This is a genomic window from Paenibacillus sp. JDR-2 (assembly GCF_000023585.1).
In the GTDB taxonomy this organism is placed as follows: domain Bacteria; phylum Bacillota; class Bacilli; order Paenibacillales; family Paenibacillaceae; genus Pristimantibacillus.
Map to the genome: position 1 here is coordinate 1,350,129 of NC_012914.1, position 20,153 is coordinate 1,370,281.

The window sequence follows — 20,153 nt, forward strand, 5'->3', positions numbered from 1 at the left end:
AAATAACCTCACATCCAAGAAGGAGTTGACTATTATGGCTAACCAATCCAACAATTTAGTTGTACCGCAAGCGAAAGAAGCTTTGAACCGCATGAAATACGAAATTGCTACTGAACACGGCATTCCGCTCTCCGAAGGTTATAACGGCAATCTGATGACTCGCGAAGCGGGTACGATTGGCGGCAACATTACGAGACGCCTTGTTCAAATGGCAGAACAATCTTTAAGCGGAGCACAATTCTCCAATACAAGAAGATAGTAAGCAAAACAGTAATTCCCCTCCATCTCGCACATCACTTACCATCGGCTAGCAAATAATGACGATGTTATAATGGTGAGATGAGAGGGGAATGTTTATGTTTATCTCGCCTATGCAGCCTACGAAAGCTGAGGAACCCTTCAACTCAGAGGAGTTTTTATTTGAACCCAAATTGAATGGTCATCGTCTAATCGTTTCTTTTATCAACGGACAAGTGAAGATGTACACCAGGAACAACAATGAAGTTGCAAGACAGTACCCCGAGCTGTTCAATGTTCCGGTTGATAGCGGTGTGGATGTTGTTTTTGACGGGGAAGTTGTGAGGCTTAGGGAAGACGGAACGAATGATTTCGAAGAACTTATTCAAAGATACCGGATTGGCAAAGCAACAAAAATAAAGGATGCTTCCAGAACTCATCCCGTGCAATATTACGTCTTCGATATCTTGTATCTGAACGGAAAAAGCTTGGCGCACTTGCCTCTTGTCAAACGGAAAGAGATTCTTGCCCGGATTCTTAAACCAAGCGGTTATTATCATATAACCATGTCCATTGAAAACGAGGGCAGAGCTTTGTTCAAAGTAATGGAGGATAAAGGTCTGGAAGGCATTGTAGCAAAGAAAAAGAACTCTAAGTACGTGAGCAAAAGATCCGAAAATTGGCTCAAGGTCATTAACTATCAATACCTTGAGGTTTCCATCTGCGCCTACAGACGTAAAGAATTCGGGTGGCTTATCGAGCATGAAGGAAGAACAGTCGGCTGTATCGAATGGACGATTCCGACGGATGACAGGAAAGCTTTTTACAAACGGGCTCAATCTCTTGTTACCGGACAAGACAAACATTTTGTCTATGTAAAGCCCATACTTAAAGTAGTCGTAAGGTTCCGTGACTGGACCTCAAATCATATGCTTCGGACCCCCGAATACGTGGGATTCAGCGGGGAACAAATAAGCCTCTAAGATAGCTGATATCTTAGGGGCTTTTCGCATCCGGTATAAGTCGATTACGAACGTGACCGCATTAGTTCGGCCTTAGCTTCAGCTAAAAAAGTTTCCTCTTTTAATCTTTCCATTGCGGAAGCAGAGAACGATTCATTTAATGCTGCATTCATTTTCAATTGTGAATGGGCTGCTTCAATACGAAGAATGAATTGCTGCCGCATGTCCTTAGCTGTCTGAAGTTTGTTTTCAAGTTGAGCTAATGTATCTTTTAATTGTTCCGTGGTCCGCTCTAATCTCTCCACCTCGGGCTCCAGCTTCTGAGAATAAGCTTTCTGCGAATGGGCCTGCGCGAGCCAATGTCTGGCCTTATCGGCATTGCCTTCTTTAGCTGCTTGTTCGGCCTTATCCCGATGCATGGACGAGCTGACCTGGTATGTTTTCAATTTTCCTTTTAAAAGCAACCATTCTGATTCCGATTTATTTACGGAAACGGTTAGTTCGCGCAGTTTTTCTGAGTAGGACTCGATAAAAGCGTTGAGAATTCGCACGGGATGCTCTTCTTGAGGGCTGTTAACCCTGGACAAGAATAGATCCTTCATGCGGCTAAAGATCCCCATCGAATACCCTCCTCAAAATCGTTTAATCATCTTCGCAATATTTCCGATCCACACCGGATTGGAAGGAAGCTGCCGTAATAAAGTTTCCTGAAGCTCCATCATCCCCATATTCATAAACAAAAACATGGCCTCTAGGAAGCACTCTTCCAAGCACATGAACCGAATCGCCCGTTACCCGGTAGACCGGAGGGAAGGGACAGCAATACCAGTATCCGTCTTCTTTAATTAGACCCTGTTTTATAAGCTCTTCAGCTGTGGTCTCATATTCGCGCTCGAGCGGCGTTATTATACAAGCGGACCAATGTTCTTCCAAGTCTGCAACCGCTTGTGCCCATTCACCGGATTCTATAATATCATTTCTTGCTTCTGCCGAAGTCACTTTCCAAATGTCAGATGAATCTAATTTGCAACGAGCATTTACGAAGAAATGACTTGAGGAACCTGTATTAGAACGTTTAACCAGGTCAGGGACCTTTAACCCCTGTGCGACAAGCAAATAATCCGAAAGCGCCATCCAATATTGTTCCTCGGCATCTTCATGGCTCTCTGCCGATACCTTGCGTCCGTTCGAAATGTTTCCGACGATCGCATCGCCTGCTTGTTTGCGTGTTTTAGCCGATGCGTACAATAGAATAACTTCTTTGAATTTTTCACCTTGATCCCGTATTAATTCAACCGCTTGTGCTGTCATCTCATCCATTACTTCTGCCGAACGTCTTAAGCCTGCCAAATGCTCGACAGGACAAGGGGAAGGACCTTCTTCCTGCTGACCGAGCTGGATTGGCAACGCGATGGATGCTGCATTTGCGAAAACCGCCTCTTGCCTTGTTGCCACCATTAAGTCGGGAATTTTGCCATACCAAATATCGGCTTGATTGTGAGTAATTATGGGTACCGATATTGATTCGCTCAAGAGTGCGTCTCCCAGTAGCGCGTCTGCCATCATTTGCATGCTTCGCGTAGCCTGCAGAAATGCGAGAGCTCTTGGCATCTCGCTGTTCACAAGCTCAACGTGTAAGCCGTACACCTGCTCTCCGAGTCGCTTATAGCTTTCCAGATGTTCTGGAGGGCAGATTTTTTGACCAGTAATACTTTCTCGAATCCAATCAAAAAGTCCCATTAAGGCCCACCTCCATGCAATTTATTGGGTCATTACTCATTATATAGGTTTTATATTCTCTAGACATCCAAAAGTTTGGCATCAAAAAGGCAGCCCTAATTGTGATGGAATTAGGGCTGCCTCGTTGCTAGATTTTTTCTATTCTGCCTTCAATGAGGACGGTCAAGCTGACAAGCGTAACAAATATGGTAGCGCCCATATCCGAGAGAATGGCGATCCATAAGGTCAACCAGCCCGGGATAGTCAGCAATAACGCAATGATTTTTAACCCAAGGGCCACGATAATGTTGAAACGAATAATACGGTTAACCCGCTTGGCGACTGCAACAGCAGCCGGCAGCTTGCCTAAATGATCCTGCATCAGTACAATGTCGGCCGTCTCGATTGCGCTGTCCGTGCCTTTCCCCATGGCAATACCGAGCTGCGCGGAGGCAAGAGCGGGAGCATCGTTAATGCCATCACCGATCATGGCCACAATTCCCTTTGAAGAGAGCTCCTTGATGTGATTGACTTTGTCTTCCGGCAGCAAGCCTCCATAGAAATTTGTGACGCCAACCGCTGAAGCTACCTTCTCTGCCGTTTTCTGATGATCCCCGGTAAGCATGACGGTATTCCTAATCCCTAATCTGTGCAGGGAGGCAATGACCGTTTTGCTCTCTTGACGGATCTCATCGGCAATTCCGAACATCCCAAGCACTTGAAGCTCGTCGGCTACCAAAACAAGCGTTAACCCTTCTTCTTTGAAGAGATTGATCTGACTTTGAATTGGTTCAGGTATCGTAAGGTGCGCAATACTTTTTTCGTTCCCCAACCAATAAGACACGCCATTTACTTTGGCTTTTATCCCGCGGCCTGTAATGGTTTCTATTTCATCCGGGTCGGGCGCTGCGATGTTTCTATCGGCCAATTCCTTCATGATTGCTTTTGCCAACGGATGAGAAGAGGACTTCTCGATGGCGCCGGCTACTGTCAGAAAACGTTCTTCATCATAAATCTCTAATTGCGCGACATGCGGCTCGCCTTTCGTTAACGTACCGGTTTTGTCAAAAGCAAGAGTATCGATTTTTCCAAGCTGCTCCAGGAAAACGCCGCCTTTAACGAGAATACCGTTTTTCGCGTTACGCGTAATGCCGGACACGATGGCAATCGGCGAGGATAGGATTAGCGCGCATGGACAACCAACGATTAGAACGGACAGTCCCTGATAAAGCCAGGTGATCCAACTGCCCTGAAAGAAAAGAGGAGGGACCACGGTTACCAGCGCCGCAACAATCATTATAAGAGGCGTATAGTATTTGGCAAATTTATTAATGAACAACTCCGTAGGTGTTTTCGTTTCCTGCGCTTCTTGAACGAGGTGAAGAATCTTGGCCAAAGACGAATCGTTATAGGCCTTTTCGATCTTAACGATTAGCAAGCCTTCGTTGTTGATACTTCCGCCAAAAACAGGTTCACCGGTCTCCTTCTCGATCGGGAGGGACTCGCCTGTTATAGCAGCTTCGTTAACGGAGCTTTTCCCTTCTAATACAACGCCATCAGACGGGATTTTTTCGCCGGGCTTGATTTTCACGAGATCTCCAACGCGCAGGGAGGAAATAGGGACAATGCTTTCTTGACCATTCTCCAGCCTTATGGCTTCCTTAGGGGCCACTTGCAGCAAGGTTTCCATTGAACGACGGGCTTTTTCCATGCCGTAGCCTTCAAGAAGTTCGTTTAAGCCAAACAGGATCGCAACTAAGGTAGCTTCTTTCCACTCGCCAATCGCAACCGCGCCAGCTAATGCGATGGTCATAAGCGTATCAATATTAAACTTGAGCTTGGTCAGGTTTTTTAATCCGCGGAAAAAAGTCGTGTAACCGCTAATAACGGTGGCCATTAAATAAAGGATAATAACGGTCCAATTCGGCAAAACGCCATCCAATAAGATTGCCGCAACATAAATGATACCGGAGGCAATAAGGAGCTTTAACATTTTGTTTCCGTTGCCATGCTCGTGCTCATGCTCATGATCATGAGCATGTTCACCATGACTATGACCATCGTGTTTGTGATCGTGACTTTCCGCTTGCTTGTTAAGCTGCTCGGAGATATATGCCCCATCTGACTTTAGGATTCGATTAACCTCGGGCATTGCTATATCCGGACGAACCTTTAATTTCCCAGAGTTATAGCTAAGAGAAGCATCTTCACCGTGATCGAGCTGTTTTATTTCATCTTCGATTCTTTGCGCGCAACCGGCGCAGGACAGTCCTTTAATGCGATATTCATTCATAGGAACTTCCTTCTTTCGTTATATGAATACTTGCTCATATATTATGTTACAGGCTGAGAATTGTCAAACCTATTCTGCCCAAAAGAAGGAAAGCTGTCTCTCGCATTGAACTTTTTCTAACTCACGGATTGAAGCAAGCCTAAGAAAGGGAATAACACGGCAGCCACCGTACAGATCGCGAATAACCCCATTTTGTTTTTTCTGTAGGCTGCAAATAAAAGAAGGAACGAAATAAGGCCCATTGCCACGCAAAGGGCTCCAACCATATTCCAATGCCATTGAAGAGATAAGTCAGTTCGTTCATTATGTAGCAATTTAAACAAAGGAGAAGGTACGGGTTCTTCGGATTCTGTCTCGTGAGGCGGTTCCTGAATACCCATGAATGCCGTTGTAATAAGAATAAATAAGGCAACAAGACCTTCCGCTTTAAGCCAGGACTGTAAGCTACGTTCATTCTGGCCGTTTGCATATATTTTGGTTAGAAATCCATTCATGAATGCTAACAGGATAAGCGGAATGAACAGTAGATGCTTTAACAGCAGCGCCTCGCCATAATTAATTCCCCATGAGTTGATATACCCAACCTCAATGATAATTGACATCATCACAAAACCCGCGATTACGATAAGCGTCATACAAGCGATCGACAATGGCGTGTACCAGCGCGTAAAGGCTCTCCAATTCCAGCTTCCTTTTCTAAACCAAGCGACAAGAATAAGAATGCCAAGCCAAACAGAGACTGCACCAACATGTATAGTTTGAGCTAGAAGTCCCCAGGTTTTGGAGAGTGCGGCGGGGTGACTTGCATATCCGTGAACCAGAACCATGCAAATCCAAATACCTGCTGCGACCCATTTCGAAGATTTATGCTTTAAGCCATTAAAAGAAATAACCATAAATAAAGCGCTGCCAAGAATAAAACTCATGATCCAGGCCCGCCCGAATGAATAGTCGTTTAACACAATCAGTAGGACTTCCGCAAAAGACATTTGCGGGGCAAAATCCATTAGAATGACGGACGTTCTCACGATAGACGCAAAAGAGAATATCGGAATTCCAATAGCCGCTAATTGGATAATGCGAACGGGTACAAGGACTTCCGGTTTTAATCCGCCCGGGATAAACTCGAGTAAAAGATAGCCTGCGGTGATGGCGAACGAGAGGTAAAGAAGAGTTTCAAAAAAGTAGATATACAAAGAATCAACTCCAAAGCAAGGATTGGACTACTGGGATCTATCTTATCATGAATTAATAATTGAGAATATGTTCATGTGTTGGAGCAATTGAGTTGGAGAGTAGTGACATCCGACATCCGCATAGTTAACTTGCATCGTCTATGATATAATGATCTTCACGTTAAAAGACAAATACCGGCGAGGTACCTATGACGGATAAAACATTAGTTGATGCATGTGATGAGACTTGCAACGGAACAGCGGTTGATATCACTAAAATACAAGAAAAACTGATACCTGAATCCGCAGCAACGGATTTAGCAGATTTATTTAAAGCATTAGGGGATCCGACTCGGGTTAGAATTATCCATACCTTATTACAGTCCGAATTATGTGTTCATGATTTATGTGAGGTGCTGGGAATGGGACAGTCAGCGATTTCCCATCAATTGCGCTCCTTGCGCAATATGCGGATTGTGAAGAGACGTAAAGTGGGAAAGACTGTGTTTTATTCTCTTGATGATGAGCACGTTGAGCAAATTTTCGTTCAAACCCTACAACATTTGAAACATGATTGATAACAAAGTGCCGCTCTTGTTCAGAGCGGCACTCTTTATTTAAAAGGATGATTACACAATGGACGCCAAAGCGAGTGAAACCAAACCATCGTGGATGATATGATTCTCGTTCCGATTGCCATCCCGTACCGATAAGTGAAATGCCGTCATTTAAATTGTTTACAATTAATTTGTTGACAAACTAATATGCAGAGGATATGCTTAGTTCAAAAGATTTGTGCGCAAACGATTTGTTGGCAAATGAATTTGAGGAGGAGTACATCATGCATCATCAAACGGTTATTATCGGAACGGGTCCTGCGGGACTAACAGCTGCAATCTATTTGGCTCGGGCGAACCTGTTTCCGCTTATTATTGAAGGATCGCAGCCGGGTGGACAATTGACAACAACGACGGAAGTTGAGAACTTCCCCGGTTTTCCCGATGGAATCACGGGGCCGGAGCTCATGGACAATATGCGTAAGCAAGCCGAGCGATTCGGTGCACGAATTCAATCCGGCTTCGTAACCCGCGTGGATGTGTCGAAACGTCCGTTTACGTTGTATCTGGAAGGCGGAACCGAAATAACGGCGGATGCGGTGATCCTGTCCACCGGGGCTTCGGCGAAAATGGTCGGTATACCCGGCGAAGTCGAAAATATCGGCCAAGGGGTCAGCACTTGCGCAACTTGCGACGGATTCTTCTTCCGCAACAAAAAAATTATCGTCATCGGGGGCGGCGACACCGCGATGGAGGAGGCGCAGTTCTTGACGCGATTCGCTTCCGAAGTCCGCCTCGTGCATCGCAGAGAAGAGCTGCGAGCTTCGAAAATCATGCAGGATCGCGCGCGCAGAAACGAGAAAATCTCGTGGAGTCTCAATGAGACTCCTTTGGAAGTAATATCCGGAGGCAAAGGAGTAACCGGTCTTAAAGTACGCAACAACGCGACGGGAGAGGAAGAAGTGCTGGAAACGGACGGAATTTTCCTCGCGATCGGACATCGTCCGAATACCGGGTTCCTAGGCGGCCAGATTCAAACCGACGAGCACGGTTATATAGAGGTTGTTCCTGGAACCTCCCGCACGAACGTTCCCGGCATATTCGCCTGCGGAGACGTCATGGATCCGATATACCGTCAGGCGATTACGTCAGCGGGCAGCGGCGCCAAAGCGGCATTGGATTGCGAAAGCTTTTTGTTTGAACAGCACTAATTCGAATTAATAACAATAAAAACTAATTATCTAATGGAGGTTTTTCTCATGACACAAGAACGTACAGGTAAAGCAACAGTAGGCGGACAACCGATTACGCTGATAGGCCCGGAGTTGAAAATCGGGGACAAGGCTCCGGCATTCACCATCAACAAAGATCTCATGACCGAAGCAAGCCTTTCCGACTATGCAGGCCAAATCAAGCTTATTTCCGTCGTGCCTTCGCTGGATACCGACGTATGCGATGCGCAAACTCGCCGATTCAATCAAGAAGCGTCGAAGCTGGGCGATAACGTTGTCGTATTGACGATCTCGGTTGACTTGCCATTCGCGCAGAGCCGGTTTTGCGCGACAGCCGGCATCGAGCGCGTCATCACCTTGTCGGATTATAAACATCGCAGCTTCGGCGCGGCATATGGCGTGTTGATTAAGGAACTGCAGCTGGATCAACGCGCGATCTTTATCGTCGACGCCAACGATATCATCCGCTACGCCGAATATTTGGGCGAGATGTCCGATCATCCGAATTACGATGCCGCGCTTACTGCCTTGCGCGAGCTCTCGCAGTAAGCGATCCCTCGGCCTGGAGATGAAGAGCCCTTTGACCAGCTTTCGCTCAAAGGGCCTTCTTCAGTTGCATTGTTTTTTTAGGAAAAGGATTGTAATATGAAGGGCAACGAAGAAACGTCAGAGGAGGGATGAACGATGAATCAAGATAGTCAGGGGCCTCATATACCGTTGGATGCTCATTTGTGTTTTTCGTTATATGCGTGCTCGAGAGCTATTTTCCGTATGTACCGGCCGTTGCTGGACGATTTGGACTTAACCTACCCTCAATACCTGGTCCTGCTTGCACTATGGGAACATGAGACGATGTCGGTCAAAGATATTAGCGAACAATTGGTCTTGGATTCCGGTACGTTGACGCCGATGCTGAAGAGAATGGAAGCCGCGGGACTTGTCCGGCGGGAACGTTCGAAGGAAGACGAGCGGGTTCTGCATATCCGGATTACCGACAAAGGAATAGCGCTCAAAGATCAATCGATGTGCGTACCGAGGTCGCTTCTTGAAGCAAGCGGGATGACCGAAACGGAAATTGGCGTATTGAACGGAACGATCCAGAAGCTGCTATATCAAATTAATGAAAATTCGTCAGCAAAATAAGATCCCTCGCGGAAGACAGCGCAATCAGGCGCATGCGAGCCTGATTACGGCTTTGTCGACCGGAGGGATTTTATTTGTTTAAATATCAAGTTTGCGGGTACCGAGCCACTTCACCATCTCGGGATCCCGATGCGAGAAGAACAAGCTTTGTTTTGTATCTAAAGAAGCAATCAACTCCATATCCTCGCGATTTAATTCAAAATCGAAAATATGAAGGTTCTCGATAATTCTTTCTTTGCGAACCGACTTAGGGATGACAACAACTTCTCTTTGGGTTAACCAACGTAAAACCACTTGGGCAACGGATTTGTTATGCTTTGCAGCTATAGCTACTAACGCTTCATTCTGGAATAAGTTATTTTTCCCTTCCGCAAACGGGGCCCAGGATTCAATCTGAACATGATGTTCCTTCATAAATGTTGCATTCTCAACCTGTTGGTGGAATGGATGCGTCTCAACCTGGTTTACGGCAGGGACTACCTCGTTATGAAGAATCAAATCGATCAAGCGGTCCTCATGGAAGTTGCTGACGCCAATCGCCCGGACCTTACCTTCGTGATACAATTCCTCCATAGCACGCCAAGAGCCGTGAACATCTCCATAAGGCTGATGTATTAAGTACAAATCCAAATAATCCAATTGCAATCGGTTCAACGAATTTTCGAATGCTTTTTTAGTGCGTTCGTAACCGGTATCCTGAACCCAAAGCTTCGTAGTAATAAACAAGTCCTTTCTTGCCACGCCACTGCGTTTGATTCCTTTTCCGACCGCCTCTTCATTTAAATAAGAAGCCGCGGTATCAATGAGCCGGTAACCTGCAATAATAGCGTCATATACGCTTTGTTCGCATACGGAAGGATCCGGAATTTGAAAAACTCCAAAGCCGAGAATAGGCATTTCAACGCCATTGTTCAAAGTTACGGTTTGCTGCATATATTACCCTCCCATATTTTTAATCACATCGTTATTATGTACCTAATGATACAGCGATCGTTATCCCATTCATCCCAAATGTTTGCCTAATCCTCTCGCGACTACTTATTTAACAGAGAACATCTGGTCTATAATTAACTTACAGATCAATGGAACGGGGAGAATCAAATGTCTATAATCATTACGCGGCAAAATGAGCTTGCCCAAATTATTGAACGTTACGTAGAAGAAGACGGAGTTCTAAAAACAGCAATTCCATCCCTGTTTTTTATGCGGCGTTCGAATGCGACCGGTCCGAGCCATGGAGTATACAAGCCTTCATTTTGTCTAGTCGCGCAAGGGGAGAAGGACGTATGGCTGGGTAAAGACCACTTTGTCTACAGTCCTGCCGACTATCTTGTTGCATCGGTTCATTTGCCGGTTACCACCCAGGTTACGGAAGCTACTCCCGATGTCCCTTATTTAGGTCTCAGGCTTGAATTTATGCCTAGTCAAATCTTAAAGGTTCTGTATGATTCTAAACTTCAAACCGCTCCTAAAGAGAACCCTAAACGCGCTATGTTTGTCAGCCATGTGGAAACTTCGCTGCTGGATGCGGTTATCAGGCTGGCCCGTTTGCTGGATCATCCTGAAGATATTCCCTTACTTGCTTCGCTGTATACGGATGAAATTCTCTATAGAGTGCTGCAAGGGGAAAATGGAGATATTTTAAAGGGAATTGTCATGGAGGAGAGTTCAATTCATCAAATTAGAGACGTGATCGAACATATCATGAATAATTTCCATCATCCAATACGGATCGAGGAACTTGCAGAGATAGCGAACATGAGTAGTTCAACTTTCCATCGTCATTTCAAAGAGGTTACGGCCATGAGTCCTCTTCAATTTCAAAAGCAAATGAGACTGCAGGAAGCTCGAAGGCAATTACTAACCGAGTCAACGGATGCCTCTGATGTCGCCTATCGGGTTGGTTATGAAAGCATTTCGCAATTCAGCAGGGAGTATGCCAGAATGTTTGGCTCTCCGCCTATCCAGGATATTAAACGTTTCAAAGGTCAGTCGCCTATTTGACAGCCTGAATGAATCAATGCTTTTATCAGCATTGAGAGGAATAGGCAAAGATTCGGGATAAACGGGATAACGGCTTTTTGTTTACGACCTCCATAATAAGATAAAAGAATTCAGATGCTATTAGGAGGTCAAAAGTGTATCTGCGACTAAAAAGTATTTTGGTAATTAAGGGATATCGGTTATTTGTCATTTGCGTTCTCTTAATCGGTATCGGAATCTCGATTACAATGCCTTACTTAGCTCTCTATTGCACCGAGAAATTAGGGATGAGCACCGGAGCGTTTGGCGCTTTTACAGCTGTGGGTTCGTTAAGCGGGGTTATTGCGAACTCCATCATAGGCAAATACTCGGATCGTAACTTTGATCGAAAAATCATTATTTCTTTAGCCGCCACGTCGTCCGCGCTTGGTTATATTTCTTATCTCGTGTTTGATAACTTTTTGACTTTACTTATTGTCGTTAGCTTTTTCAGCGGATTAGGAGCATCGGCCATGCCCCAGATTTACGCTTATGCGCACGAATCCGCCAATGAAAGCAATTCGGATGATAAGACGTTTGCGATGTCTGCGCTGCGTTCGCTTGTATCGCTAGGATTCTTAGTGGGACCGCTATTTGGGACCATTATTTTGGAAGTCAACGGTTATAAGGGACTATTCCTCGGAACGTCCGCTATCTTTATTGTTGTTGCAACTATCGTATTTCTATTGCTTCCAAATAGAAGAGCGATTCAAAAAAAGAAAGCAAACCATACTGCCGCAACCTCAGTTGACCGAAAGAGGATATGGTATCCTTTGATCGCTTTTATTTTTCTATTTGCGGTAAATGCCGTAAACGGAATTGTGACGCCGCTATTTATAGTAAACGAGCTTCATGGTTCACATTCTGAAGTAGGGCTGGTTGTTAGTATTTGTGCCGGTTTGGAGATTCCGATCATGTTTATTTTAGGTTCATTCGGCGGAAAAGTATCGAACCATCTCTTGCTGATAGGCGCTTGTTTTATTGCCATCCTATACAACGTTGTATTAAGTGTGTCTACGGATGCCTGGCAGCTAATTCCGGCACAGCTTTTGCAAGCCATATTTGTAGCTATAGTTATGGGGAACGGATTAAGTTTTTTTACGGAGTTGCTTCCGGAATCGCCGGGTATGGCTTCGACGATCTATTACAACGGATCCATTATGGGAAGATTATTGGGGAATTTAGGCGGCGGTATTATTGCTGAATATGCAGGAATTCGAGACGTTTACTGGGTATGCCTTGCGACCGTCATTATTTCCTTTTTTGTCTTGTGGAGCAGCAGACCTATTCCAGTAAAGAGTAATTATGAAATGACGGCTAAGAAATAAGCGGATGAACTTGAATAAAAACTAATAAATCTATAGCATAAAAATCAACTATCGGGTCGCGAAGGAGGCGAGTATATGCTTTATATATTTAGCGGATTGCCCGGCGCTGGGAAGACAACCTTATCGTCAGCTTTGGCCAAGGAGTTACGCGGTGTGTATCTCCGGGTGGATGTGGTGGAGCAGGCTATGAAGGAAGCTGGAATGTTGATCGATGGACCTGAAGGTTACATGGTATGTTACGCGATGGCATCGCAGAATCTCAGGTTAGGTCTTGACGTGATAGCGGATACGGTCAATCCCATCCAAATAACGCGTGAGGCTTGGCGCCATGTGGCGGAAGCTCTTGAAATTCCGTTAGTTGAAATCGAAGTGGTCTGCTCTGACGAACGCGAACACAGGCATCGGGTCGAAACGCGTGAAGCAGATATTCCGGACTTTGCTCTACCTACGTGGGAGCAGGTCAGGAACCGTCAGTACGAACCTTGGGACCGAGATCGCATCGTCATCGATACCGCTCATCAAACGGTGGCCGAAAGCTTTAAGACATTATATGAACAGCTAAACAACAGCCGGTCAATATGACCGGCTGCTCGATTATCAAAAAGGAAACTCAATGCAATGAATGATAATCAAAATCCGGTGGCCGATTCCCGTTTAAATGATTTTCGAACATATCGATAATTTCCAGGAACCGCTCGGCTTCCCTATAAACATGATCAGCAAGCAAAGGGTGAATGATGCTTTTAATGCGACAAGCCTCAATAAGATCCCTTGCAGTCTTTTTGAAATCGCGAAGGCTGACCACGGAAACACGATTTTGATCCAAAAATTGAGTCAATAAGGGTTGGCTTTGCGACTGGGGCCTCATGGAGCTTAAATCTTGGGCCTGCCAAAGCAAGGTATCAAAATCATTGCTGAAATCCCTTGCTTGCTCCACTAATTTCCGTTCTGAAGGATCAAGTAAATGTCCTATAAATTTGGCATGGTCGGCCATGATTTTTAAGAAGAACACGTTCTCATCAATAATAGCATCATGCAGCGGTTCAAGCTGACCGTTATTGAGTTCGGCGAGACGATTTCTAAAGTAGTTGGCTTCTCTGCTGGTATGGTCCACCAAGAGGGGGAAGTTGTTTCCGCCAGGGAGCTTGCAGTTTATGATTAAACCAAGCACCTTGCGTTTAAAAACATATATATGAACGGCGGCATTATACACCTCTACATTGAATGCCCGAATGGTTTGAGGGTCAGTGTTAGCATTATATTGATCCGCCTTTGTTTCAATCTGTTCAAACACGGAGTAATATCCGTTAGCTTCTTGAATGAGCTGGGTGTCCTCGCAGCGAAATCCAAGTTTCAAGAACAGCGAATGCTCTTTCATAATTCTGGACCAGAAACGAACCTCGTCTAGCGAACGCGTTACAAATTCATTCAATTGCAACCACCCTCCCGTAATTGTCGCCTCATGAAGCTTATGTTAGGTCGGTCTTGTTCGATAACAGTCAAATACTGGAAAATAAAAAAGACTCCCAAACAACAGGAGTCTCTTTGTTCATTTTTTACTCAATCTAAAACTTATTGGGGAACTGCTTAATAATGCCTTCCGTTAGCATATCAGCCAGATGGATCATGTGCGTCTCATTTTGATCCGTAGTCGTAATATTTGCCTTCCAATCTCCCTTAATATAGCTCAGCACCATATCTGTAATATACTGAAGGTGAGTGTACAGCATATCTTGCAAGGCTTTAAACTGCCAGTTTGGATTTGCGGAGCTTAAAAATGCAGCAATATCATCCGCGTTTTTATGCCAATCAGCCTCTAACTTCTTTACTTCGTCTTGTTTGTTCGCTTTTGCAGCCGCTACAATTTTTCCTGCGATCACAATATGTTCTCTAAATAAATCAGCAAGCTTATTTCCGGCTGCTTCCCCATAGTAAGGTTTAATTGAATTGCCGATGTCTTGCTGGTTCCTCAAAAGTCGGTCCAAAACGTCCTGTTGATCTTTAAGATCCGATAGCGCGCTTACAATATAGCTTCTCGTCCATATGGTATGGTCGATCAAAAGTCTCTGCATATCCGCTTTCAATTGTACCATCTGGGGAGTTATGCATTCCGCTTTCTGTTCTTTAGCCGCCTGAGCGGATACACCTGCCGGATTCAAGGTAGTAACGAGCCCGAAGGTTAAAAGTAATGCCAGTATCCATTTCATTTTCACGTTTATCTGCTCCTTGTGCATTTTTAATCATACAACCTGTATTATTATGGATATTTTAACCGCCATTATGCACGAGGTATCTCACAAAAAATACTGCAACGCAAAAACAGCCGGCCCAATGGGCCAGCTGTTTTCTTCTAACAATTATTCAGCCGATGGAGCGGGAGCTTCACCGATGTAGGCGAGTGCATTGTAGATGAGTACGGCTGCATCCGCGCGAGTAATATCATCCGTAGGATTGAAGTTTCCATCCTGGTCAAGCTCAGCGATTTTCAGAACAAGCGCTCTTTGGATGGAACCATCGTACGAGACGGATACCTCGTCTTGGTCGTTAAACGCCACCGGAGCAATTTTAATCATCGGCAGATTGCTATGCTGCTCGATAGCAAGGATAAGCTGGTGGGTGAACTCTTCTTTGGTCCATGTTTTGTTAGGATCCAGATCATTTGGCAGGCCAATGTTATTGTTAGCCGCAATGATAAGCGCATCCGCATACCAAGCATTATCGTCTGCTTTCGGGAAATAGTCCGTAGCATGAGGCTCTTTGAAGAAACGAAGCGTATCGATGTTCAGATCAAGAGCATTAACAATAAGCTGAATACCTTGTGCTGCAGTTAGCGTTGCGTCAGGGAAATAGCGGTCCTCGCCAACGCCTTGCACCAAACCTTTATTTTGCAATGCCGTAATTTTATCCTTAGCGGGTACATTGGCAATATCCGAGAACGGATTTGTTGCCGCAAAGCTCTGTCCGGCAATGGACAGGGTAAGTACGGCTGTAGCTGCTAAAGTAACGAATTTGGATTTTTTCGTCATGCTGGAATCACCTCATCAAGTTTTTGGAACGTTCCTTCCTCATAGACGGGCTTTTCCAAAAAAGGTTGCAATGCTACTTACCTTTTTTTATAAACTTAACAATACGTTAATATGACGTGCGCGAGCAGCTTGAATGACTTATTGCAAGGCTGCCATTTCTTTGGCATAGCGCTTGCTGGCATCCAGAATATTCCGGCTTAATTCGGGATCGTTAACGGAGCGGGCTAGTAACAAAGCGCCAACCATAGAGCTTACAATGGCCATGCTTTTTTCATTGTTTTTTCCGATCATTCCCGCTATGAAGCTGAAAAATCGGGTGACCTCCAAAGTAAACGCTTCTCTAATTTCTTCCGAAGAACGGGAGATTTCGCTGGACAGCGTAGGGAGGATACAGCTGATTTCCCGTTGATCCCGATGCGTGGTGCTGAGGTAATAATCGATGACGGTTTGTAATTTGGCAGCATCTTCTTTCCGAACCGTAGCTCCTTGCAGAAGATTAATCGTCTCTTCGATGGCTTTCCGGCAAGCTTCGGCCACGAGTTGATCTTTATTCGCGAAATGGGCATAGAAACCGCCATGCGTTAAGCCGGCCCCCTTCATGATTTGAGGTACGCTGACTTCCTTGATACCCTTCTGGCGGAATTCATTGGCGGCATTTTGAACTATTTTCTCGCGGATATTTAGTTTATGGGCTTTGGTATAGGGCATTCCAATCCACACTCCCGTAAATATGATGATCTTAATATTATTATAGGGATTTTTAACGTTTATGCAATTTTAATTCGCCATTTAGTCGATATATTGACTCCATCTATATATGATGATAATAATATATTATGGTCATCATATTTAGGGTTTGGGAGGTTGTCGGAAATGGAGAGACAAATAGAAGCAGATGTTTTAGTCATTGGCTCGGGGCCGGGAGGTTATGCGGCGGCTGTACGGTCAGCGCAGCTTGGAATGAAGACAATCGTGGTTGAACGCGGCCCAATAGGCGGTATATGCACGAATGTGGGCTGTATCCCTTCCAAAGCGTTAATCGCGGAGGCGCATCGCTATCATTCGCGTAGGTTATGGAGCCGTTCCAGCTCCGTGGATTCTTTTGAGGAGGCCCAGGCTTTTAAAGAAGCGGTCGTCAACAAGCAATCAGGAGGCGTTCAATACCTCTTAAAGAGTGCCGGCGTCACGGTTCTGGAAGGTGAGGCGAGCTTTATTGATGAACATACGGCCAGGATCACACAATTGGAAACGGAGCAGGCAGTAGCTTTCAAATACGCAATCTTGGCGACGGGCTCTCGTCCGGTTGAGCTTAAGGCCATTCCCTTTGGCAGCCGTGTCTTGTCTTCGACGGAAGCTTTGTCTCTTGCCAGCATACCGGAGAGCCTGATTGTGATCGGGGGCGGTTATATCGGGGTTGAATTGGGACAGATGTACGCGAAATTCGGCAGCAAGGTCACTATTTTGGAGGGGGGACAACAAGTCTTGCCAGGGTTCGAAGCAGATCTGGTTGCTCCGGTTATGAAGCAAATGAATGCCGACGGGATGACCATCGTAACCGAAGCCACAGCTGTTAGAGCGGAGCAGGATTCGGAAGGGATTACGCTTCATTACGTCGGAAATGACGTCCGCCACTCCATTAGAGCCGATTATGCGCTGGTAACGGTCGGAAGAAGACCAAATACGGATGGAAGCCTAGGGCTCGACCGAATCGGTTTGCGGACAACAAGCAAAGGATTAATGGGGACGGATAAGCAATGCAGAACCGAAGTTCCTCATGTTTTTGCAATCGGGGATATTACCGAAGGACCGGCGCTTGCCCATAAAGCTTCTTACGAAGCTATAGTTGCAGCCGAAGCTATTGCCGGATTGCCAACCATGATAGATTACAAAGTGATCCCGCTTGTCGTGTTCTCCGGGCCGGAGCTGGCAAGCGTCGGATTAAGCGAGACGGAGTGCAAAGCAAAAGCGATTCCGACGATTGCCGGAAGGTCTTCATTTGGCATAAACGGAAGGGCCTTGGCAGTCAGAGCGCCGGAAGGCTTCGTAAAAGTGATTGCCCACGCGGAAACGGGATTGATTATGGGAGCTCAAATCGTTGGAGCAGAAGCTTCCACTCTCGTATCGGAGCTTAGCCTTGCCATCGAGATGGGAGCGACGGTTGAAGATCTGGCGTTAACTATCCATCCTCATCCTACATTAGGTGAAGTGATAATGGAGGCAGCGCAGAACGCCGTGAAGAGGTTGGCGAAAAAGTAGCATTAGAGCGTCACATAGAGAGAATAACGCGCCGGTGTGAATTCGAACGCGTGCTGCTGTGGAAATTCGGACTGGATAGCTGAATATAGGAGTACATGCGCAATAACAGCGGCAATCGGATATCATTTTCCGTTGCCGCTTTTGCTTGGAGCAAGGTTTGATGATTGTTTATAGAAATTATTCCCTGATACAATATAAGGAGGACTAAGGTTAGGAGGTACATATGAAGCAGGTAAAGATACCGGGAACCGATCTTACAAGTTCATCGCTCGCGCTGGGCGGTGTTCCTTTTGGCAGTGCGCTGAGCGAAGAGGAGTCATTTGCGCTAATGGATGCTTACGCGGGCAACGGCGGAAATATGGTTGATACGGCGGAGGTGTACGCGAACTGGCTGCCGGGCGAACCAAGCGTCAGCGAGCGTACAATCGGAAAGTGGATGAAGTCCAGAGGCAACCGCAATCAATTAATTGTAACGACAAAGGGGGCGCATCCTCGGTTATCGACGATGTTGACTTCTCGCATGTCTCCCGAGGAAATCAGAGAAGACGTTGAAGGAAGTCTGGGAAGACTGCAAGCGGACACCATCGATCTGTACTGGCTCCATCGGGATGATAATAGCCGTGATGTCGGCGAGATTGTGGAGCCTTTGAATGATCTTGTTAAGGAAGGTAAAATACGATGTTTCGGCTGCTCCAATTGGACAACGGATAGAATTCAAGAGGCGCAGCTTTATGCCGCATCGCATGGGCTGCAGCCATTTTCCGCGAACCAGCCGATGTGGAGTCTGGCTTCGGTTGATCCATCCCAATTGGAAGATCAAACGCTGGTCGTTATGGACGAGGACATGCTTGGGCTGCATCGCCGGACTGGTCTGGCTGCCATTCCGTATTCGTCGCAGGCGCAAGGATTATTCAGCAAGCTTGCCGCTGGTCGGCTAAACTTTGACAACGATAGTGTTGCGCCGAAGTATCGATCGGAACATAATCGGAAGAAATTAGAGCGGATCCGTACTCTCGCAGAAGAGAAAGGCATTTCCGTCAGCCAAGTCGTTCTAGGCTATATGCTGTCACAGCCGTTTCCGACTATCCCGATCATTGGCTGCCATACTCATGATCAGCTTGAGGATTCTTTAAAAGCCGATGAGATTCGGTTTACCGAAGCGGATTTGGCTTATCTGACTTTACAGGATTAGAAGATAGAAAAAACCGCCAAGCTTTGGCGGTTTTTTTATGCCCGGCTATTCCGTCCTGTTTTTACGAAACTCTTTTGGCGTAAGCTTGAGATCCTTCTTAAAAGCCTGGATAAAATGGTTCACTTGATTGAAGCCAACTCTGCTGGCTATTTCGGTTATCGTATATTCCGTCGACTGCAGCAGCTCGCAGCTTTTGTTAATCCGGTACTTAACCAAGTAGGAGTAAGGAGTCATGCGGATGCTGGTTTTAAAGCTGCGCGTACACTCCGACACGCTTAAATGAGCGGCATCGGCAATTTCCTTCAACGTTATCGGATTCGAATAGTTCTGATGGATAAAGCTTAGCATTAATTGCAGCCTCTCTTGCTTCAGCCGGTTATGCTTAGAGGATTCCTCCGACGGCAGGGAGATATTCGAGATCAGAATCAACCATAACTGAACGGTTTTAATCGAAATCTCATACTGCCATCCCCAGCTTTTTTTGATCTCGAATTCCTTTTTCATGGACCAGAGAATGTTCAAGATTTGCTTTTGCCATTCCGTATCGCCTTTAATCTCGAAGGACAATAGATAGGAGTTGGTAAACGGAAGGACATAGTTTTTTTCCATGGCACTGTCGGAATAGAAGGCAAGCAGCTTCTCCGGGAAGTTAAAGCTGACATATTCGCCTTCAGCGGTCAGGTCAGTCACGATGTGAAGGACGCTTTTGTTGATGAAAATAGCCTGGCCCGTATGCAAACGATAGTCGATTCCGTTAATCTGGATCGTTAAATTCCCTTTGGTCGCTAACGTAATCTGCAATTCTTCATGCCAATGCAGATCGTTAAAGCCTCTGCCTTCGGGAATCGAGCGATGGATCGTATGCGTGTACATGATGTACGGAAAGGTCTCGTCCGGAAATCGTATAGCCTCGTATAGTTGCTTCCCCACAGTCATGCTCCTTTGTTGACGATATTTCAATATAAATGAAAGATATTATTGCACAAATCAAACATCCGTGATGATATTATT

At 45.7% G+C, this 20,153-nt stretch carries 21 protein-coding genes; 11 read left to right on the plus strand and 10 right to left on the minus strand.

What is annotated here, in order from left to right:
- Positions 1-34 precede the first annotated feature (34 nt).
- Together PJDR2_RS05930 and PJDR2_RS05935 are read left to right on the plus strand one after the other, a co-directional pair.
- A complete protein-coding gene (locus PJDR2_RS05930) occupies positions 35-259 on the plus strand; it encodes an alpha/beta-type small acid-soluble spore protein (protein WP_015842751.1) in 225 nt (74 codons plus the stop codon).
- 97 nt (positions 260-356) lie between these two features.
- Positions 357-1,220, plus strand: a complete 864-nt coding sequence (locus tag PJDR2_RS05935) for an RNA ligase family protein (RefSeq protein ID WP_015842752.1) — start codon at positions 357-359, stop codon at positions 1,218-1,220.
- 44 nt (positions 1,221-1,264) lie between these two features.
- Here the strand turns inward: PJDR2_RS05935 and PJDR2_RS05940 are convergent, their stop codons facing one another.
- The 4 genes from PJDR2_RS05940 to PJDR2_RS05955 all read right to left on the minus strand — a co-directional run bounded on the left by PJDR2_RS05940 (position 1,265) and on the right by PJDR2_RS05955 (position 6,407).
- Positions 1,265-1,819 carry a PspA/IM30 family protein gene (locus tag PJDR2_RS05940; RefSeq protein ID WP_015842753.1) on the minus strand — a complete coding sequence of 185 codons (555 nt, stop codon included), beginning with the start codon at positions 1,817-1,819 and terminating at the stop codon, positions 1,265-1,267.
- A 22-nt stretch (positions 1,820-1,841) separates the two neighbouring features.
- Complete coding sequence (locus PJDR2_RS05945; protein ID WP_015842754.1) at positions 1,842-2,939, minus strand: hypothetical protein; 1,098 nt, start codon at positions 2,937-2,939, stop codon at positions 1,842-1,844.
- A gap of 127 nt (positions 2,940-3,066) precedes the next feature.
- The gene (locus tag PJDR2_RS05950) at positions 3,067-5,211 is read right to left on the minus strand and encodes a heavy metal translocating P-type ATPase (RefSeq protein ID WP_015842755.1); all 2,145 of its coding nucleotides are present in this window, start codon (positions 5,209-5,211) and stop codon (positions 3,067-3,069) included.
- A 116-nt stretch (positions 5,212-5,327) separates the two neighbouring features.
- Positions 5,328-6,407 (minus strand): copper resistance D family protein, encoded by a 1,080-nt coding sequence (locus PJDR2_RS05955; RefSeq protein WP_015842756.1) that lies wholly within the window; start codon positions 6,405-6,407, stop codon positions 5,328-5,330.
- A 188-nt stretch (positions 6,408-6,595) separates the two neighbouring features.
- Here PJDR2_RS05955 and PJDR2_RS05960 point away from each other — a divergent pair, with 188 nt between their 5' ends.
- The 4 genes from PJDR2_RS05960 to PJDR2_RS05975 all read left to right on the plus strand — a co-directional run bounded on the left by PJDR2_RS05960 (position 6,596) and on the right by PJDR2_RS05975 (position 9,318).
- Positions 6,596-6,964, plus strand: a complete 369-nt coding sequence (locus PJDR2_RS05960) for an ArsR/SmtB family transcription factor (protein WP_015842757.1) — start codon at positions 6,596-6,598, stop codon at positions 6,962-6,964.
- Positions 6,965-7,227: 263 nt separating this feature from the next.
- Positions 7,228-8,154 carry a thioredoxin-disulfide reductase gene (gene trxB / locus PJDR2_RS05965; protein ID WP_015842758.1) on the plus strand — a complete coding sequence of 309 codons (927 nt, stop codon included), beginning with the start codon at positions 7,228-7,230 and terminating at the stop codon, positions 8,152-8,154.
- Positions 8,155-8,202: 48 nt separating this feature from the next.
- Positions 8,203-8,724 (plus strand): thiol peroxidase, encoded by a 522-nt coding sequence (gene tpx / locus PJDR2_RS05970; protein ID WP_015842759.1) that lies wholly within the window; start codon positions 8,203-8,205, stop codon positions 8,722-8,724.
- A 135-nt stretch (positions 8,725-8,859) separates the two neighbouring features.
- Positions 8,860-9,318, plus strand: coding sequence for a MarR family winged helix-turn-helix transcriptional regulator (locus tag PJDR2_RS05975; RefSeq protein ID WP_015842760.1), 459 nt, complete (start codon positions 8,860-8,862; stop codon positions 9,316-9,318).
- A gap of 78 nt (positions 9,319-9,396) precedes the next feature.
- Here PJDR2_RS05975 and PJDR2_RS05980 read toward each other — a convergent pair whose 3' ends face one another.
- Positions 9,397-10,251 (minus strand): aldo/keto reductase, encoded by an 855-nt coding sequence (locus tag PJDR2_RS05980; protein WP_015842761.1) that lies wholly within the window; start codon positions 10,249-10,251, stop codon positions 9,397-9,399.
- Positions 10,252-10,419: 168 nt separating this feature from the next.
- Here PJDR2_RS05980 and PJDR2_RS05985 point away from each other — a divergent pair, with 168 nt between their 5' ends.
- From PJDR2_RS05985 to PJDR2_RS05995, 3 genes are all read left to right on the plus strand, one after another.
- Positions 10,420-11,322, plus strand: coding sequence for an AraC family transcriptional regulator (locus tag PJDR2_RS05985; RefSeq protein WP_015842762.1), 903 nt, complete (start codon positions 10,420-10,422; stop codon positions 11,320-11,322).
- A 134-nt stretch (positions 11,323-11,456) separates the two neighbouring features.
- Complete coding sequence (locus tag PJDR2_RS05990; RefSeq protein WP_015842763.1) at positions 11,457-12,668, plus strand: sugar efflux transporter; 1,212 nt, start codon at positions 11,457-11,459, stop codon at positions 12,666-12,668.
- 75 nt (positions 12,669-12,743) lie between these two features.
- A complete protein-coding gene (locus tag PJDR2_RS05995; RefSeq protein WP_015842764.1) occupies positions 12,744-13,250 on the plus strand; it encodes an AAA family ATPase in 507 nt (168 codons plus the stop codon).
- Positions 13,251-13,278: 28 nt separating this feature from the next.
- On the opposite strand, the gene PJDR2_RS06000 is transcribed toward PJDR2_RS05995, so the two are convergent.
- The 4 genes from PJDR2_RS06000 to PJDR2_RS06015 all read right to left on the minus strand — a co-directional run bounded on the left by PJDR2_RS06000 (position 13,279) and on the right by PJDR2_RS06015 (position 16,402).
- Complete coding sequence (locus PJDR2_RS06000) at positions 13,279-14,100, minus strand: DUF2935 domain-containing protein (RefSeq protein ID WP_015842765.1); 822 nt, start codon at positions 14,098-14,100, stop codon at positions 13,279-13,281.
- 133 nt (positions 14,101-14,233) lie between these two features.
- Positions 14,234-14,881, minus strand: coding sequence for a hypothetical protein (locus tag PJDR2_RS06005; protein WP_015842766.1), 648 nt, complete (start codon positions 14,879-14,881; stop codon positions 14,234-14,236).
- 144 nt (positions 14,882-15,025) lie between these two features.
- Entirely contained in the window at positions 15,026-15,694 is a 669-nt protein-coding gene (locus PJDR2_RS06010; RefSeq protein WP_015842767.1) for an S-layer homology domain-containing protein, read from the minus strand.
- Between the two features lie 138 nt (positions 15,695-15,832).
- Complete coding sequence (locus PJDR2_RS06015; RefSeq protein WP_015842768.1) at positions 15,833-16,402, minus strand: TetR/AcrR family transcriptional regulator; 570 nt, start codon at positions 16,400-16,402, stop codon at positions 15,833-15,835.
- A 165-nt stretch (positions 16,403-16,567) separates the two neighbouring features.
- Between PJDR2_RS06015 and lpdA the strand changes: the two genes are divergently transcribed.
- Entirely contained in the window at positions 16,568-17,950 is a 1,383-nt protein-coding gene (gene lpdA, locus PJDR2_RS06020; protein ID WP_015842769.1) for a dihydrolipoyl dehydrogenase, read from the plus strand.
- A 223-nt stretch (positions 17,951-18,173) separates the two neighbouring features.
- Positions 18,174-19,142 (plus strand): aldo/keto reductase, encoded by a 969-nt coding sequence (locus PJDR2_RS06025; RefSeq protein WP_015842770.1) that lies wholly within the window; start codon positions 18,174-18,176, stop codon positions 19,140-19,142.
- Positions 19,143-19,187: 45 nt separating this feature from the next.
- Here the strand turns inward: PJDR2_RS06025 and PJDR2_RS06030 are convergent, their stop codons facing one another.
- Positions 19,188-20,072 carry an AraC family transcriptional regulator gene (locus tag PJDR2_RS06030; protein ID WP_015842771.1) on the minus strand — a complete coding sequence of 295 codons (885 nt, stop codon included), beginning with the start codon at positions 20,070-20,072 and terminating at the stop codon, positions 19,188-19,190.
- Between the last annotated feature and the right edge of the window lie 81 nt (positions 20,073-20,153).

Bases quoted from the DNA above. Each gene is read 5' to 3' on its own strand.
- PJDR2_RS05930 (WP_015842751.1), top strand. From the start codon at position 35: ATGGCTAACCAATCCAACAATTTAGTTGTACCGCAAGCGAAAGAAGCT.
- PJDR2_RS05935 (WP_015842752.1), top strand. From the start codon at position 357: ATGTTTATCTCGCCTATGCAGCCTACGAAAGCTGAGGAACCCTTCAAC.
- PJDR2_RS05940 (WP_015842753.1), bottom strand. From the start codon at position 1,819: ATGGGGATCTTTAGCCGCATGAAGGATCTATTCTTGTCCAGGGTTAAC.
- PJDR2_RS05945 (WP_015842754.1), bottom strand. From the start codon at position 2,939: ATGGGACTTTTTGATTGGATTCGAGAAAGTATTACTGGTCAAAAAATC.
- PJDR2_RS05950 (WP_015842755.1), bottom strand. From the start codon at position 5,211: ATGAATGAATATCGCATTAAAGGACTGTCCTGCGCCGGTTGCGCGCAA.
- PJDR2_RS05960 (WP_015842757.1), top strand. From the start codon at position 6,596: ATGACGGATAAAACATTAGTTGATGCATGTGATGAGACTTGCAACGGA.
- trxB (WP_015842758.1), top strand. From the start codon at position 7,228: ATGCATCATCAAACGGTTATTATCGGAACGGGTCCTGCGGGACTAACA.
- tpx (WP_015842759.1), top strand. From the start codon at position 8,203: ATGACACAAGAACGTACAGGTAAAGCAACAGTAGGCGGACAACCGATT.
- PJDR2_RS05975 (WP_015842760.1), top strand. From the start codon at position 8,860: ATGAATCAAGATAGTCAGGGGCCTCATATACCGTTGGATGCTCATTTG.
- PJDR2_RS05980 (WP_015842761.1), bottom strand. From the start codon at position 10,251: ATGCAGCAAACCGTAACTTTGAACAATGGCGTTGAAATGCCTATTCTC.
- PJDR2_RS05985 (WP_015842762.1), top strand. From the start codon at position 10,420: ATGTCTATAATCATTACGCGGCAAAATGAGCTTGCCCAAATTATTGAA.
- PJDR2_RS05995 (WP_015842764.1), top strand. From the start codon at position 12,744: ATGCTTTATATATTTAGCGGATTGCCCGGCGCTGGGAAGACAACCTTA.
- PJDR2_RS06010 (WP_015842767.1), bottom strand. From the start codon at position 15,694: ATGACGAAAAAATCCAAATTCGTTACTTTAGCAGCTACAGCCGTACTT.
- PJDR2_RS06015 (WP_015842768.1), bottom strand. From the start codon at position 16,402: ATGCCCTATACCAAAGCCCATAAACTAAATATCCGCGAGAAAATAGTT.
- lpdA (WP_015842769.1), top strand. From the start codon at position 16,568: ATGGAGAGACAAATAGAAGCAGATGTTTTAGTCATTGGCTCGGGGCCG.
- PJDR2_RS06025 (WP_015842770.1), top strand. From the start codon at position 18,174: ATGAAGCAGGTAAAGATACCGGGAACCGATCTTACAAGTTCATCGCTC.